Here is a 15383-nt window from a genome sequence, read left to right as displayed (position 1 = left end):
GGTTTTGTTCCGCCCCGCCCATTCACACCTGGGCGGGGCGGTGAGGGTTGAGGCCGCCGTCAACTGGAGGCGACGGCAGTCCGCCTCCTGGCCACCCCGAAGAGACGGCGCAGCCAAGAGGGGGTAGGGGTGGTTGTTGGGTGGGCGCGGCGGTCGGAGAAAAGCGCCGCCCCGCCCAACGACAAGCACCCGTAGGGGCGCGGCTCGTCGCGTCCGACGTGGGCGGGGCGGTTGGGTACGCCGCCGCCCCGCCCCGTTCCGATCGGCACCGCCCCGCCCGGACGCCGTCGCCCGACGCCGTTGCATGCACCTCCCGGACAACCACCCCGCCCTCGCGTCCGCGGGCGGGGCGGTCATCTTGCCCGAACCCCGAATCCCCTACCCGATCTCCCCGCCCTCGTAGACGCCCACGCCGAACAAGGCGAAGTCGTAGCGGGCGGGGTCGTCGGCGTCGAACGCGCGGCACGCGGCCGTCAGCTCCTGGACGGCGCGCCAGTCGTCGGCGCGGCGCGTGAGGAGGCCGAGGCGCCGGGCCTGCCGGCCTGTGTGGACATCGAGCGGAATGACGAGCTGGTCCGCCCGCACGCCCGCCCACAGGCCCAGGTCGACCGGGCCGGGCCGCGTCATCCAGCGGGCGTACATGGCCAGCCGCTTGCACGCGCTCCCCGTCGACGGCCGCGCCAGGTGCTTCCGCCGGAGGCCGGCCTCCGGCACGATCGTCAGGAGGGTGTCCGAAAACCGCTGGATGCCCGGGCCGACGTCGGCCGCCCCGCCCATGCCCGACGCGAACAGGGCGCCGAGCGACCCGTACGCCTCCAGGACCGCCCGGAGCGACGTGGTCAGCGCGACGGCGTCGGCCGACGAGAACGTCCGGTGCTTGAACCCGTCGAGCCGCCACGCGTCCCGCCCCGCCCGGAAGTCGCGGACGAAGCGGTGGGGGCGGCCGTCGACTCGCTCGACCCACTCGGCCAGCTTGGACAGGATCGTCGAGCGCCGGCCCCACGCGAGGAGCGCGGCCACGAGCCCGGCGATCTCCTGGTCCGCCGGGTCGTCGAACGCGTGGGGGACCGAGACGGGGTCGTCGGCGATGAACGCGGGCCGCTCGTACCGGAGCACGAGGGCGTCCAGCGTCTCGCGGAGATCGTCGGGGCGGGGCGGGGCGGCAGGCGAGGCCACGGGCAAATCAGAAAGGGCGGGGCGGCTAGAAACGAGCGAGGGCCGCCCCGGAGAGCGGCCCTCGACACACGACGGACGAGACGGCTTACGCGTCGTCGGACGAGCGGCCGACCGTCTTCGAGCCGCCGGAGGCGGACGGCTTGCCGGAGGCGCCGGGCTTACCAGGCGAAGCGGTCTTGTCGGAGGAGGACGTTGTGCCGGACGAAGCTGCCGACGTGCCCGAGGCCGCGGAGCCCGTGGCGGAGCCCGACGGGTGGTTCACGTTCTCGACGGCCTCGCCCGACGCGCCGCCAGCGTCCGTCGTCCGCTCGACGACGATGGTGACGTCGGAGACGAGCGCGGCGAGCGCGCCCACGGCCGAGAGCACGGGGTTGAACAGGAGCGCGGCGGCCCCGGCCCCGACGCCGACCGTCATGGGGATCTCGAGGAGCGTCCGCCCCTCCTTCTGGATCTTGACGTGCTTGACGTTGGCGTCCTCGATGTAGGAGCGGACGGTGTCGACGAGCTCGTTGGAGGCCAGCTTCACCTCCTCGAACGCCTCCTCGGCCTTGTCGCGGGCGGTGTCGGCGAGGCGCGTAGCCTCGGTCTCAAGGGTCTTGTCGTCGTTGGGCGGGGCGGGCATTGGCGGGAGGGGAGAATGGGGGGAGCCCACGGCTGAGGGCGCGCGGGGGTTCCTTCGGGCGCCGCCGAGCGCGGCCGCCCCGCCCACCTCCAGCGCGCGCCGCCCGGCGTCGACCGCCGCCCCGCCCCGGGCGATTCTGCCCGAGTTGTTCCGAAAGGGAACGGCGCCCGCCGCCGCCCCGCCCGGCCCGGCGGTGGGGCGGGGTGGGGCCAACGTGCGGTTAGGGCGCGGAAACCGCATGCGAGGGCGACACCGCCCGCGCTTGAAGGTCGAACCGAGGGCGGGGCGGGGTGGCCGGCCGATCCGGCACGGGGCTCGCAGGGGGGATCGGCCATCAGCGGCGGTCCTGTACGACCGCTCCCCCCGAGGGCTCTCCGCGGGGGCACTCGACTCCCTGGGCGCCCCGCCCTCGCACACAACCCCCCCCACACTCATGGGACAGCAGCAACTCCTCCTCCTCGTCCTCGGCATCGTCATCGTCGGCCTCGCCGTCGTCGTCGGCATCCAGGCCTTCGGCGAGAACCAGAAGAAGGCCAACTCCGACGCGCTCGTCAACGACGGTGTCCGCATCGCCTCCGATGTTCAGGCGTGGATCCTCAAGCCCGCTGCCTTCGGTGGTGGCGACGGGAATTTTGAGAACCTCGACTTTGGTGACCTCGGCTACACGATGAACACGAACGGCGCGGGGGCGAATGCCTACGGCAACTTGAATGGCGTCTTCAACATGACGGTGGCTCCCGGCGAGCCCGGGACGGGTTCGGCTGTGATCACTGGTTGCAACGCGGACAGCGACAACCTTATCACGATCACCGTCGACGGCACGACCCCTAACAACATCACGACGGTAGTCGCCACCAGCACGGAAGCTTGCCCGGGTGCCGGTGCCGGTGCTTAAGGCGGCATGATTCCACCAGCTGAGCCGCCGCATCTATATGAGGCGGTAAGCCTCGGAGCCCCCCCCGGATCTAGGTCCGGGAGGGGCTCCGCGTTCATGTTTAGATCCTCAGACGCACACTCACTTGGGACAGCAGCAACTCCTCCTCCTCGTCCTCGGCATCGTCATCGTCGGACTGGCCGTCGTCGTCGGCGTTGAGGCGTTCTCCGAGAACCAGAAGAAGGCGAACCTCGACGCGCTCGTAAACGGCGGCGTGCGCATCGCGTCCGACGTCCAGATCTGGAGCCTCAAGCCGTCCGTCTTCGGCGGCCCCGGCGAGGGCGAGGACTGGACCGACGCCACGTTCACGAGGATCGGCTACACCGTCCAGGACGACGGCACCTACGCCACCTCCAGCGGCACGTTCACGCTCGCCGGTGGCGTCCTCACGGCCGAGGGCACGTACCCCGGTAACGCCGTCACGGTCGAAATCACCGGCACGGAGCCCGGTCACGTCGCGACGACGGCCAACTCGGCCGGGGCGCTCGGGAACTAGGGCATCACCCCGCCCGCAGCGGGGGCGGGGCGGACAAACGGCGGGACCATATGCGTGGGCAGCGGCGGGGGCGGGTAGGGTTCGGGATTTGACGCGAGACGTGGGTGCGAGTCCACCCCGCCCCGCCCGCACGGGCTGGCGCGTTTTCCGTCCTCCCGCCGGCTCTCCGGCGCCCCGCCTAGCGTTTCCGTCATGGGACAGCAGCAGCTCCTCCTCCTCGTCATCAGCGTCGTCCTGGTCGGCATCGCCACCGTCGGCGCGTTCACCGTCCTCGAGCGGGGCTACCAGCAGGACGAGGCCGATGGCCTCCTCGACCGCGGCCTCACGATCGCCACGAGCGCAGTCCAGTGGAAGGCGACGATGGACCCGTACAGCGGGGGCAACCAGTCGTACGAGGGGCTGGCCGAGAACGGCCTCGAAACGCTCGCGCTCGGCCCCGAAACCGTGCGCGGCCGGTTTGCCGTCACGGCCGCGTCGGAGCGCACGCTCGAGGTGACGGGCGTGAGCGACCGGCGCCCCGGGATCGGGATCCGCGTCTACGTCCGCGACTACTCTGTGGACTCGAGCCACGTCTCGTTCGACGGCGACATCGTGCTGTAACCCGGGCGGGGCGGCAGATACGGGGTGCCGTCTGTGGGCGGGGCGGTCGTGGGGTGTGGGTGAGACGGGGGACCGCCGGTCGCCCCTACGGGCGGGGCGGATGCGCGGGGTGGAGACGGTCGTCGTGCCACCGCTCGGGGTTCTCGTGGATGTACCGGCGTACGGCCTCCACCTCCCGCTCGGTTCGGACGACGCGGTCCCAATAGCTCCGCTGCCAGACGGCGAGGTTGGGCGCACCGCACTCGCGGCGGACGCGCCGCGTAACGGACGCCTTGAACCCGCCGACGAACGCGCCGAGCGAGCGGGGCCGCGGTCCGACCACCCCGCCCGCGCCCGACAGGGCGCCGTCTCGGCCGTTCCCACTCGTTCTGGACGATCCGCCCCGCCGCACTCAGCCAGGCTTTCCCGCCGTTGATTTCCCCGAAGAGGCGGGCTCGCCTGGCGGTACAGAGGGTCACGAAGTAAGCACCGGGTCCAACGTAGTCGTGAGTGGGCAGGCGGACGGAGCGGCGGGAGCGCATGGGGTCGGGGATTTACGGATAAACCCCGCCCCATCCACAACCTGCCCCCTCGTAGGGGCGACCGGCGGTCGCCCTCCTCGGCGGTCGCCCATGCCGCCGCCCTCGCCACCCCGCCCGACCCGCCGAGACGGACGATGACCGCCCCGCCCACGTGCCCGCCTTTGTGTGTCCGGCGGGCGGGGTGGTGGTGCGCCGCCGGTGGTCCCGCCCGTCGTCGGGGGCGGGGTGGTCGTCGGCGCCCGCGCGCCGCTTAACCCGCCCGCTTGGCCGCCCGATACCTCCGCCGCCCCGCCCCCTTGGGTCCGCCCCACACCTATGGCAGAGTTCCGATTCACCGGCACGTCCGGCAGCGGCCAGACCGTCCAGGGGACGGTCTACGCGCCGAACAAGAAGGCGGCGTCGCAGAAGGTCGAGTCGCTCTCCGAGAAGCACGCGTTCGCCCTCCGCGACCTGGAAGAGCGCATGCTCTTCCGGTACAAGGTCAAACACCCCTCGGGGAAGGAGGTCAAGGGCGAGCAGAAGGCGTACGCCGAGGACGAGATCCGCTCGGCGCTCGAGCGGATGGGGCTCGAAGTCGTGGCCGTGCGCAAGGCGCTCTTCAACTACCAGTCGAAGCCGGCCACCGGCGACGTCATCATGTTCGTGCGGCTGGCCGCCAACCTCCTCATGGAGAAGATGGCGTTCACCGAGGTCATGAACCTGCTCATGGCCGACATCTCGTCGAACTCGCTGAAGGCCGTGCTCCGCGACATCAACTCCGACCTCAAGGGCGGGATGGAGGCGAAGCAGGCGTTCATGAAGCACCAGGACAAGCTGGGCACGTTCACGGCCTACATGCTCGGCGTGGCGTCGACGTCGGGCAACATGGCCGAGATCTACGAGTCGACGGCCCGGTTCCTCGAGCGCAAGGACGAGTTCCGCAAGTCGGTCCGCAGCGCGCTCATCTCGCCGGCCATGACGATCGTCGCCACGATCGGCGTGTTCATCTGGTACGTGTGGTCGATCGTGCCCCAGACGGCCGGGCTCTTCGCCTCCTTCGAGGGCATCGAGCTCCCGCCGCTGACCACGTTCTCGCTCGCCTTCTCCGCGTTCCTCGACGAGTGGATCGGCGTGCTCGCCGTGGTCCTGCTGGCCGTCGTGGTCGGGCTCGTGGCCTACTTCCGATCGCCGAAGGGCCAGTTCATGGCGGCCAAGTACATGATCCGGATCCCGGTCGTGGGGCCGCTCCTGCACAAGCTGAACATCGAGGTCTTTGCCCGCGTGTTCGCCATCCTCTACAGCGGGTCGGGCGAGAACCTCGACGTGATCAAGGTGGCCGCCGAGGCGTGCGGCAACCGCTACATGGAGCACCAGATCAAGACGATCACGATCCCCATGATGATGGGGCAGGGCACCGACCTCGTCAAGGCGATGGACGCGGCCCAGGTGTTCACGCCGATGACGCTCTCGCGCTTCAAGACCGGCGCCGAGACCGGCGCCGTGCGCAAGAGCGCGCAGCAGATGGCCGACTACTACGAGCGCGAGACGACGCTCAAGCTGAAGGCGGCCGTCGAGACCATCCAGACCTTCGTCGGGCTCTTTATCGGCCTCATGGTCGGGTTCCTGACGGTGCTCTCGGCCGAGACCGCCATGATCCGCCCGTCCTCGTCCGACCTCATGGGGATGTAAGCCCCGCGCCCTCATGCCCACGCTCACCTCCCCGTTTTCCCGGCCGTCGGCGCCGGGTTCTGCCGCCCCGCCCCCGCCGAAGGGCACGCCCCCCGGCGCGGGCGGGGCGGTGCCGGCCGTGCAGGGCGCGCAGTACGCCCAGGTCCAGGACCGCGTCGTGCAGGCGCTGCTCCGGCGCGGCGCAGTGTCGGCCGAGGAGGTGACGGCGGCCGAGGCCGCGCGCAAGGCGATCGGTGGGCGGCAGCCGCTCTGGCGCGCGCTCGTCGACGTCGACAGCGTCGACCGCGACCGCGTGTTCGAGCAGGCCGCGGCGACCTACGCCTTCCGTCTGGCGCCGGTGGGGGACCGGCCGCCGGAGGCCGGGTTCGCCAAGACGGTCATCGAGTCGTTCGAGAGCGCGGTCGGCGACAAGCTGGTCGGGCTGGGGTGCGTCCCCTACGCCTACGCCCAGGACCAGCCCTCGGGCGTGCTCAAGCTCGTCTTCGTCACCGAAGACCCGATGCGGCCCGAGCTGCAGCGGGTGATCGACGGGCTCGGGCTCGAAAAGTTCGAGGTGTGCTACGCGCCGGGCGCGGTCGTCGAGGCCGTCATCGCCGAGGCATTCCCGCGCAAGAACGAGTACCTCGAACGGCTCGCCGAGAGCACCGGCCCCGACGTGGACTACGGGGTCTCGTTCGAGAGCGGCGAAAAGACGCTGGTCGACGAGGAGGCGCTGGAGGCCGAGATCTCGCAGTCGGCGCTCCTCAACCTGACCGAGGCCATCCTCATCGAGGGCGTCCGCCTGGGCGCCTCCGACATCCACATCTGGCCCAACGCCCAGCGCAAGACCGAGGTCCACTTTCGCACCGACGGCCGGCTCCAGCACTGGCACACCGAGGACCGCGGCCACCCCGAGGCGCTCCTGGCCGTGTTCAAGGACGCGGCCCTCAACGTCGACCGCTTCGAGCGCGACATGGCCCAGGACGGCTTCATCCAGCGGAAGGTCGACGGCACGCTCATCCGCTACCGCGTCTCGATCCTGCCGATCGCGAACGCCAACCCCGAAGTCCGCGCCGAGAGCATCGTCATCCGAATCCTGGACGACCGGAAGGTGATCACGGACCTGGGCAAGCTGGGGCTCCTGGAGGGTGCGCTGAAGCAGTTCAACAAGGCCATCCGCCAGCCGCACGGGATGGTCATCCTGACCGGCCCGACGGGCTCGGGCAAGTCGACCACGCTGGTCGCGGCGCTCTCGAACGTGGTCACGCCCGAGGTCAACGTGCTGACGGTCGAGGACCCGGTCGAGTACATCATCCCGGGCGTCCGCCAGATCAAGCTCTCGCACAAACTCTCGCTTGAGCAGGCGCTCCGGGCCATCCTCCGCCACGACCCTGACGTGGTCATGGTGGGCGAGATGCGCGACAAGGACACGGCCGAGCTCGCGATCAAGCTGGCCAACACGGGCCACCTCACCTTCAGCACGCTCCACACGAACGACGCGCCGAGCGCGGTCAGCCGGCTCTACAAGATGGGGCTCGAGCCGTTCCTCATCGCCTACGCCATCAACCTCGTCGTGGCCCAGCGCCTCATCCGTACGCTGTGCCCGGCGTGCAAGGAGGTCGAGACGGAGCCCGACGCGCTGCTCCTGGGCGAGCTCGGGTTCACGCCCGAGCAGATCGAGGGCACGACGTTCTACCAGGCGCGCACGAGCGGGGCGTGCCCGACGTGCAAGGGGAAGGGCTACAAGGGCCGCCGGGCCTGCGCCGAGGCCCTCTACTTTACGCCGGCCATCCAGGCGGCGATCGTCGGGGCCGGCGAGGAAGTCAACGAGAACGAGATCCGCGAGATCGCGGAGTCCGAAGGCATGCTCACGCTGGGCGCCTCGGCCCGCGTGCTCGTCGAGCGCGGCGAGGTGTCGGTCGAGGAGATGCTCCGCGTGGCGGGCGGGGAGCACTAGCGGGCAACGGGTGACGGGTGAAGAGTGACGGACGGGGTGGCAAACCAACCGCCCCGCCCGCGCGAGCGTCGGCGCGGCTCCGAACCACAGGGCGGTCTGTATCCGGGCCGGGGCGGAGTCCGCGACCGCCCCGCCCGCACCGCACGGTGGGCGGGGTGGTGCCTGGGGCGGGGTGGTGTCGGTGGCCGCCCCGCCCGTGGCCGCCGCCCCGCCCGTGCGAAGCGAGCGGCGGGCGGGGCGGGGCGCTCCTCTTGCCCGTCACCCGTTGCCCGTCACTCGTCACCCGCTCAGATCCCGAACCCGTCGTCGAGGCCGCCGCCCTGGGGCTGCTGCTGCTGGGGCCGCTGCTGGTTCGAGCCGAACGTGTAGGTGAGCGTGAACGAGGCCTGGCGGATGGACGGGTCGAACGACGAGTCGCGGATGACGGCGCCGTCGTCGGTCACGAACTCGAACTTCGCCAGCCCGAACGGGTCGTTGACGCGGGCGGCCAGCGAGAGCTGCTCCGTGATCCGCTGGTTGAGCCCGAGCGTCGAGAACGCGAACCCCTTGCGCTCGCCGTCGACCGACTGCTGGGGGCCGTTGTAGAACACGAACGCCTGGAGGTCGGTCCCCTCGCGGACCTTGACCTGGAGGCTCGTCCGCGCGTTGTAGGCGAGGGCGTCGACGTTGCGGGTCGACGTGGGGTCCGTCAGGACAGCCTGGTAGAGGCTGCCCGAGACGAACCCGCGGACCGGGCCGAGCTGGCCGAACAGCGTGAGGTCAGCGCCGTAGTTCGTCTGCGAGTCCAGGTTGGAGACCGTGAACACGCTCCTGCCCGTCTCGGGGTCCACGCGGGCGCGCCGCGTGATGGCGTCGGTGGTGTGGCGGAGGAACGGGGTGAGCGTGGCGAAAAACTTGTACTGGAGCGTGAGCTCGTACGAGTCGGTGTATTCGGGCCGGAGCGTCGGGTTGCCGACGCGGACGGACGTGGTGTCGGAGAGGTCCGGGAACGGGTTGAGGAAGAACGTCCGCGGGCGCTCGACGCGGCGCGAGTACGCGCCCTTGACGAGCGTGCCGGGGGCGAGCGCGTACGTCACGAAGGCGCTCGGGAACAGGCTCGTGTAGGTCTGGTCGGTCGGGGCGTCGGGGTCGAAGAAGGTGCTGGCCCCGGGCGGTAGCGGCGTCCTCAGGTCGAAGTTTCGGCGGGCCACCTCGGCGCGGAGCCCGACCTGGACCTGGACCGGCCCGAGCGGGTGGGCGCCCTGGACGTAGCCGGCCAGGATCTGGCGGTCGTAGTCGAACGCGTTCGTCTGGTCGAGGTCCGGGACGAGGCTGCCCATGTCGTCGCCGGACTGCACGTCGCTGTCGCTGGCCACCCACTCCGCGTTGGCCTTCGCGCCGACCTCGAGCTTGAGCGCCCCGACCGGCCGCGTGTAGTCGGCCTGGAACGAGGCCTCGTCGGTCGTCTCGTCGGCCGTCTGGCTCTGGACGCCCGTGAGCACGTCGCCCGTCACGAGGTCGGTGAACAGGCCGAGGTCCTCGTTGTCGAACCGGGTGTAGCGGGTTTCGAGGGCCAGCTCGTGACCGCTCTGCGTGCCGCCGCCGCCGCGCGGTCCGCCCCGCCCGCCCCAGCCGCCGCGGCGCCCGCCGCCGCCCTCGGCCGCCCCGCCCCCGGCGGCGTCGGCGAACTGGCGCCGGAAGACGAGCGCGAGGTCGCCGTTGAGGCCGTCGGTGTCGTTGTCGGTCTCGCGCGTGGTGAGGGCGGGGGCGCCCCCGTTCGTCGTCCGCTCGAACAGCGTGCGCCCGTCCTGGCCGCCCGAGCGGAGCCCGAACGAGCCCTCGGCCGACAGCGTCGTCTTGTCCGCGAGCTCGTACGTGGCCGAGCCGTTGAAAAAGTGGGACGACTCGTCCCGCTCGTTGGCCCCGTCCGAGAGGAGCGCGAAGGAGCCGTCGAGGGCGCGGACGCTCCCGAGGAAGGACGTGGGCCGCTCGTTGTAGCGGTACCCGTACTGGCCGCTGAGGTCCCACTTCCCCTTTTGGTAGGCGAGGTTGGCGCCGGCCTGGCCCGACAACTCGGTCCCGCCGCCCAGCGTGAGCCCGCCCGAGAGCCCGCGGTCCGTCCCCTCGACGAGCACGATGTTGACGATCCCGCCCATGCCGTCGGGCTCATACTTCGCCGACGGGTTCGGGATGACCTCGACGCGCTCGACCTTGTCGGCCGGGATCTGGCGGAGGAGCGCGGCCAGGAACGCGCCGCGCACCGGGACGGGCCGGCCGTCGATCTGGATGACCACGTTCTGGTTGCCGCGGAGCGAGACGTTGCCGTCCGTGTCGACCTCGAGCGAGGGGAGCGTCTGGAGCGTCTCGATGGCGCTCCCGCCGGCCGTCACCGCCTGCTCCTGGACGTTGTAGACGGTCCGGTCCGCCTGCTGCTCGACGAAGTCGCGGCGGGCCGTGACCTCGGCCTCGCCGAGCACCTCGGCGCCCGACGCCAGGCGGACCTCGCCCAAGTCCGTCGGCGCGCCGGCCGCCACCTCGACGCCGTCGACGCGCTGCGTCGTGTACCCGATAAAGCTGACGCGGGCTTGGTACCGCCCCGCCCCGACGCCGTCGATGGTCACGCGGCCGTCGGCGTCGGCCGCCCCGCCCGTGACGAACGACGAGTCGGCGGCGCCGTACAGGGCGACGGTCGCCTGCGGCAGCGGCGCGCCCGTCTCGGCGTCGACGACCGTCGCGACGACGGACCCCGCCGGCCGCTCGCCCGGCTGGGCGAGGGCGGGGAGGGCGAGGAGCAGGAGGACCGCGGCGAGGGCGGGGCGTACCGAAGGGAGCATCGGGCGGGGCGGAAAGGGGAGGCCGGCCCAACGGGAGAAGCGGCGGCGAGTTGCGCGGGGCCGGTGCGGATTCGCCGACGGGCGGCCCCTGCCGACCAGCCGCACGCTCGGGTGACGAGCCGCGGGCGGGGCGGTCCGTGCGGGCGGGGCGGCGGGCGGTTTCAGGCGACGTCGCGCCCCGCCCGTGCGGGAAGGGCTAGTGCGTTTGCACCAAGGCGTTCCGGGGGGGGCTCAGCCTACTCTTGAGACGCCCTCCCGACCCGCCCATGCGCGCCCTCGCCCTCGCCCTCCCCCTGGCCCTCGCCGGGTGCCTCCCTTACAGCGTCGGCCAGACGGCCGAGACGGCGCCGGAGGGGACGCTCGTCGTCTCGCAGTCGGCCCAGTTCGTCCCCATCGACAGCCCGTTCGGTGTGAGCGGCGGGTGCGAGGGGGACTGCCCCAGCGACGAGTCCGGCGCGGGCTACATGTCGCTCGACGCCGAGGTCCGGGTCGGTGTCACCGAGCGGTCCGACGTGGGCGTCCGCCTCGTCGGGGGACCGGGATCGGCGTGACCTACAAGAACCGGCTGACGGCCGACGCGGGGCCGGTCGCGGTCGCGGTGTCGGGCGGGGGCGGCGTGCTCAACGCCGGGGGGCACGCCTACGGCGAGGCGACGGTCCTGGTCTCAGGGCGGGGCGGCGGCCTGATCGCCCCGTACGGCGGCCTCCGCGGGTTCGCGACGGTTCCCCTCGGTCCGGACGCCGCGCGCGACGGGCCAACCGTGGGCGGGTTCGGAGGGCTCCGCGTGGGGACGGCCCGGGCCGGCGTGAGCGCCGAGGTGGGCGTGTTCCGGGACCCCTCGGCCTCCGCGACCGCAACGTGGTCGTGGTCCCCTCGGTGACGTTCCACGGGCGGGGCCTGTTCGGGCGGGGGCCGCTCTGGACGCGGCGGTAAGGCGGCTCGTCCCCACCCGCCCCGCCCTCGCAACCACCGACGTCGCACGGGCGACCGCCGGTCGCCCCTACGGCGTCCCGCCCCGCCCTCGCGTTCTGGGGGCGGGGCGGTCGTCTTCCGCTCGCCGTTTGCCGGGACACCGCCACCCCGCCCGCGCGTAGGACCGGCCGTGTCCGCCGCCCCCGACCCCGCCCCGCCCGCCGACGCCGCCCCTAGCGGGCGGGGCGAGACGCTCCTGGAGGCGGCGGCGGCCCACGTCCCCGATCGCCCCGATCTCCTGATCCGCCTGGCCCGCGAGGCCCGCGCGGCGGCCGAGGCCGAGGGCGACGAGCGGACGGCGGCGCAGGCGGAGGGGTACGAGGGGTTCGGGCTCTACCTCACGTCGGACCACGAGGCGGCGCTCGACCACCTGACGCGTGCGCTCGCCGCGCTCGAGCCGCTGGGCGACCTGGCGGGGCGGTCGCTCGTGCTCGGCGCGCTCGCCTCGGTCCACGTCAGCCTCGGCCACTACGACGAGGCCGCCGCGATCGCCCTCGAAAACCTCCGCACGGCCCGCGCGCTGGGCGACCGGGAGCGCGAGGCGTGGGTGCTGACGATCATGGGGAACACCTACGTCGAGCTGGGCCAGCCGGCCGAGGCGACCGAGCGGGGCGAGGCCGCTCTCCGCCTCTTCGCCGACCTCGGCAACGCCGGCGGCCAGGCCCGCGCCCACACCGTCCTGGGCGGGGCGCTCCGCGACCTCGGCCGGTACGACGAGGCCAAGGCCCACCTCGAGGCGGCCCTCCGGCTGGCGACCGAGGAGGGCGCCACGCTGACGGAGGCCCGCGCGCTCGACGACCTGGGCTGGCTCGCGCAGTCGCGCGGCGACCCCGCCGGCTCGCTCGACTTCCACCGCCGCGCGCTCGCGCTCCGCGAGGCCATTGGGAACCGGCAGGCCCAGGCGACGAGCCTCATCCACCTGGGGCGCGCGTACACGGCGCTCGGGCAGGCGGACGAGGCGGTCGGAGTGCTCGAACAGGCCCTTGCCATCGCCGCCGAGACCGGCGCTGAACCCCGAGCGGCGCAGGCCCACGAGGCCCTCGCCGACGCGTACGAGCGGTCGGGCCGCCCCGCCCAGGCCCTCCGCCACCTCCGCGCGTACAGCCGGCTCCGTGAGGCGCTGCTCTCGGCCCAGGCTCGGAGCCGCATCCAGACGCTGGAGGTCCGCGCCGAGGCCGAGCGGGCGCACCAGGACGCCGAGATCGCGCGGCTGCGGACCGAGGAGCTGGGGGCGGCCAACGCCGAGCTGGAGCGGACGCTCGTCGACCTCCGGGCGGCCCAGCGCGGGCTCGTCCAGGCCGAGAAGCTGGCCTCGCTCGGGCGCCTCTCGGCCGGGCTCGCCCACGAGATCCAGAACCCGCTCAACTTCGTCGCCAACTTCGCCGAGCTCAACGCCGAGCTCGCGTCCGAGCTCCGCGCCCGCGTCGACGCCGGCGACCTCGACGGCCTGGGCGACGACCTCGACACGGTCGCCGACAACGCGGCCCGCGTCCGCGACCACGCCCGGCGGGCCGACGGGATCGTCCGGAGCCTCATGGGCCACGTCCGCGACGTGGGCGGCAAGCGCCGGCCGGCCGACCTCCACGAGCTCCTCGAGCAGGCCGTCTCGTCGGTGTTCCGCGACGCCGAGGCCGCGCCGTCGGGCGGGGCGGTCCGCGTCGAGCGCCACTACGCCGACGGGCTCGGCCCGGTCGAGGTGGCGCCGGGCTCGCTCCAGCGCGTGTTCGTGAACCTCCTCGACAACGCCCGCTACGCGCTCGCCCACCGCCCCGCCCCGCCCGACGGAGAGGCCGAGCCGCCCACCGTCACGATCTCGACCGAGCGGTACCCGGGCGGGGTGGAGATCCGCGTGGCCGACAACGGCGTCGGCATCCCGCTCGCCCACTGCGCCCGCGTGTTCGAGCCGTTCTTCACCACGAAGCCGACGGGCCAGGGGACCGGCCTGGGCCTCTCGCTCGCCTACGACATCGTGACCGGGGGCCACGGCGGCACGCTCGGCGTCGTCAGCCGCGAGGGCGAGGGGGCCACGTTCACGGTCACGCTGCCGACGGGGGAGGGGGAGGGATGTAGGGAATAGGGACTGGGGAAGAGGGAAAGACAGGGCCGCCCCGCCCCAGCCGCGTTCGGTGGCGACGGGCGGGGCGGCCGTCCTCTTCCTCGTTCCTGTCTCCCCGTTCCCACGTCCCCGCGAGCGCAGCGAACATCCCCCTCACTGCTCGATGCTCCGCGCGTCCAGGCTCGTGACCGACTCGTCGTTGGCCGTGTAGGCGACCTCGATGGGGTTGCAGCACACCTCGCAGTCCTCGACGTAGCGCTGGGCCGGCACCGTGGGGTCGAGGAGCATGGTGATCGGCGCGGCGCAGTACGGGCAGGACAGCTCGACTTCGACCTCGAACATGGGCGGCGTAGGTTGTGGACCCCCGCCTACGCGCCCGTGCCGACCGCCGCTCCGCTCCTCCTGACCGCGTCGTCCCTCGTCGGCGGCGCCCTCGTCCTCGCCGGCTGCGCGGCCGCCCCGCCCCGCCCCGCGCTGGAGTCCGCCCCGGCCCGCTCTGCGCCCGCCCCGCCCTGGCCCGAGGCCCAGCCCGACGCTGGCCTCCAGGCCGCCGTCGAGGTCCTGGTCGACGGGTTCGACGGCGCCGTCGGCGTCTACGTCCGCCACCTCCCGACCGGCCGCGAGGCCGCGCTCCGCACCGACGAACGGTTCCCGACGGCGAGCCTGATCAAGGTGCCCATCCTGGCCACGCTGTTCGACCAGGTCGAGGCCGGCCGGTGGGCGTACGACCAGACGTTCCGCGTCGGGGATGCTCCGCCTTACCCGCACCCCGACGTGGGCCTCGTCGGGCAGCTCCGGCCGGACGCGACGGTCGCGCTCCACCAGCTCATCGAGATGATGCTCTCGGCGTCGGACAACTCGGCGAGCTTCTGGCTCCAGGACCTCGTCGGCGGGGGCGGGGCGGTCAACGACTGGCTCGCCGACCACGGGTTCGAGGCCACGCGCCTCAACAGCCGCACGCCGGGCCGCGAGGACGCCTACGCCGCCTACGGGTGGGGCCAGACGACGCCGCGCGAGATCGCCGCGCTCGTCCAGCGCGTCGTCGAGGGCGGGGCGGTCTCGCCGGCGGCCGACCTCGAGATGCACCGGCTCCTCACGCGGACGTTCTACGACGACGGGGCCGTCGGGGCCGTGCCGCCGGGCGTCCAGGTGGCGAGCAAGCAGGGGTGGGTCGCGGCGTCGCGGGCCGAGGTGGTCTACGTCCACGCGCCGTCCGGCCCGTACGTGGCCGCCGTCCTCACGCGCGACCAGGGCGACACGCGGGACGGGCCGGACAACGCGGGCGCCGTGCTGGTCCGCTCCGTCGCGTGCCTCCTCTGGGACACGTTCGAGCCCGGGCGCCCGTGGGCCGCCCCGCCCGGGTCCGAGCGGTACCGGTTCTGAGGGTACGGGGTACGGGGTACGGGCGCGCCGGTCCGTGGTGCCAGATTCGTTCCGCCCCGCCCCGCCCGGTCCAGGTCTGGGCGGGGTGGCGACAGGCGAGGCCGCCGCCAACTGGAGGGCGGTCCCCCTCCTGGCCACCGCGCAGCGTCGGCGCAGCCAAGAGGGGTAGGACCCAAAGGGCGGACCCAAAGGGCGGACCCAAAGGG

At 72.9% G+C, this 15383-nt stretch carries 14 protein-coding genes; 9 read left to right on the top strand and 5 right to left on the bottom strand.

Going from position 1 to position 15383, the window contains the following annotated elements; all coding sequences use genetic code 11:
• Positions 1-378 precede the first annotated feature (378 nt).
• Together RM540_RS15540 and RM540_RS15535 are read right to left on the bottom strand one after the other, a co-directional pair.
• Positions 379-1176, bottom strand: coding sequence for a TIGR02757 family protein (locus RM540_RS15540; RefSeq protein ID WP_311665800.1), 798 nt, complete (start codon positions 1174-1176; stop codon positions 379-381).
• A gap of 85 nt (positions 1177-1261) precedes the next feature.
• On the bottom strand, positions 1262-1798 hold the full coding sequence (locus RM540_RS15535) for a DUF4342 domain-containing protein (RefSeq protein ID WP_311665798.1): 537 nt from the start codon (positions 1796-1798) through the stop codon (positions 1262-1264).
• Positions 1799-2231: 433 nt separating this feature from the next.
• Here RM540_RS15535 and RM540_RS15530 point away from each other — a divergent pair, with 433 nt between their 5' ends.
• The 3 genes from RM540_RS15530 (at position 2232) to RM540_RS15520 (ending at position 3828) form a co-directional block, all read left to right on the top strand.
• Positions 2232-2693: a hypothetical protein gene (locus RM540_RS15530; RefSeq protein ID WP_311665796.1), complete on the top strand. Its 462-nt coding sequence runs from the start codon at positions 2232-2234 to the stop codon at positions 2691-2693.
• A gap of 124 nt (positions 2694-2817) precedes the next feature.
• Positions 2818-3228, top strand: coding sequence for a hypothetical protein (locus RM540_RS15525; protein ID WP_311665794.1), 411 nt, complete (start codon positions 2818-2820; stop codon positions 3226-3228).
• A gap of 192 nt (positions 3229-3420) precedes the next feature.
• Positions 3421-3828: a hypothetical protein gene (locus RM540_RS15520; protein WP_311665792.1), complete on the top strand. Its 408-nt coding sequence runs from the start codon at positions 3421-3423 to the stop codon at positions 3826-3828.
• 85 nt (positions 3829-3913) lie between these two features.
• On the opposite strand, the gene RM540_RS15515 is transcribed toward RM540_RS15520, so the two are convergent.
• Complete coding sequence (locus tag RM540_RS15515) at positions 3914-4150, bottom strand: hypothetical protein (RefSeq protein WP_311665790.1); 237 nt, start codon at positions 4148-4150, stop codon at positions 3914-3916.
• A 514-nt stretch (positions 4151-4664) separates the two neighbouring features.
• Between RM540_RS15515 and RM540_RS15510 the strand changes: the two genes are divergently transcribed.
• Entirely contained in the window at positions 4665-6017 is a 1353-nt protein-coding gene (locus RM540_RS15510; protein WP_311665788.1) for a type II secretion system F family protein, read from the top strand.
• A 13-nt stretch (positions 6018-6030) separates the two neighbouring features.
• Positions 6031-7953, top strand: coding sequence for a GspE/PulE family protein (locus RM540_RS15505; RefSeq protein ID WP_311665785.1), 1923 nt, complete (start codon positions 6031-6033; stop codon positions 7951-7953).
• A 287-nt stretch (positions 7954-8240) separates the two neighbouring features.
• Here the strand turns inward: RM540_RS15505 and RM540_RS15500 are convergent, their stop codons facing one another.
• A complete protein-coding gene (locus RM540_RS15500) occupies positions 8241-10766 on the bottom strand; it encodes a TonB-dependent receptor domain-containing protein (protein WP_311665783.1) in 2526 nt (841 codons plus the stop codon).
• 266 nt (positions 10767-11032) lie between these two features.
• Here RM540_RS15500 and RM540_RS15495 point away from each other — a divergent pair, with 266 nt between their 5' ends.
• The 3 genes from RM540_RS15495 to RM540_RS15485 all read left to right on the top strand — a co-directional run bounded on the left by RM540_RS15495 (position 11033) and on the right by RM540_RS15485 (position 13815).
• A complete protein-coding gene (locus RM540_RS15495) occupies positions 11033-11317 on the top strand; it encodes a hypothetical protein (protein WP_311665781.1) in 285 nt (94 codons plus the stop codon).
• Positions 11314-11646 carry a hypothetical protein gene (locus RM540_RS15490; RefSeq protein ID WP_311665779.1) on the top strand — a complete coding sequence of 111 codons (333 nt, stop codon included), beginning with the start codon at positions 11314-11316 and terminating at the stop codon, positions 11644-11646. Before RM540_RS15495 ends, RM540_RS15490 begins: the two co-directional genes overlap by 4 nt.
• Before the next feature lie 222 nt (positions 11647-11868).
• The gene (locus RM540_RS15485) at positions 11869-13815 is read left to right on the top strand and encodes a tetratricopeptide repeat protein (RefSeq protein WP_311665777.1); all 1947 of its coding nucleotides are present in this window, start codon (positions 11869-11871) and stop codon (positions 13813-13815) included.
• Between the two features lie 132 nt (positions 13816-13947).
• Here RM540_RS15485 and RM540_RS15480 read toward each other — a convergent pair whose 3' ends face one another.
• Positions 13948-14136 (bottom strand): zinc ribbon domain-containing protein, encoded by a 189-nt coding sequence (locus RM540_RS15480; RefSeq protein WP_311665775.1) that lies wholly within the window; start codon positions 14134-14136, stop codon positions 13948-13950.
• Between the two features lie 36 nt (positions 14137-14172).
• Here RM540_RS15480 and RM540_RS15475 point away from each other — a divergent pair, with 36 nt between their 5' ends.
• Positions 14173-15177, top strand: coding sequence for a serine hydrolase (locus RM540_RS15475; RefSeq protein WP_311665773.1), 1005 nt, complete (start codon positions 14173-14175; stop codon positions 15175-15177).
• The last annotated feature ends 206 nt before the right edge of the window (positions 15178-15383 follow it).

Source organism: Rubrivirga litoralis, from assembly GCF_031846415.1.
In the GTDB taxonomy this organism is placed as follows: domain Bacteria; phylum Bacteroidota; class Rhodothermia; order Rhodothermales; family Rubricoccaceae; genus Rubrivirga; species Rubrivirga litoralis.
The sequence above is the reverse complement of the archived record's forward strand: the minus strand, read 5'-3'. Positions and strand labels throughout refer to the sequence as shown.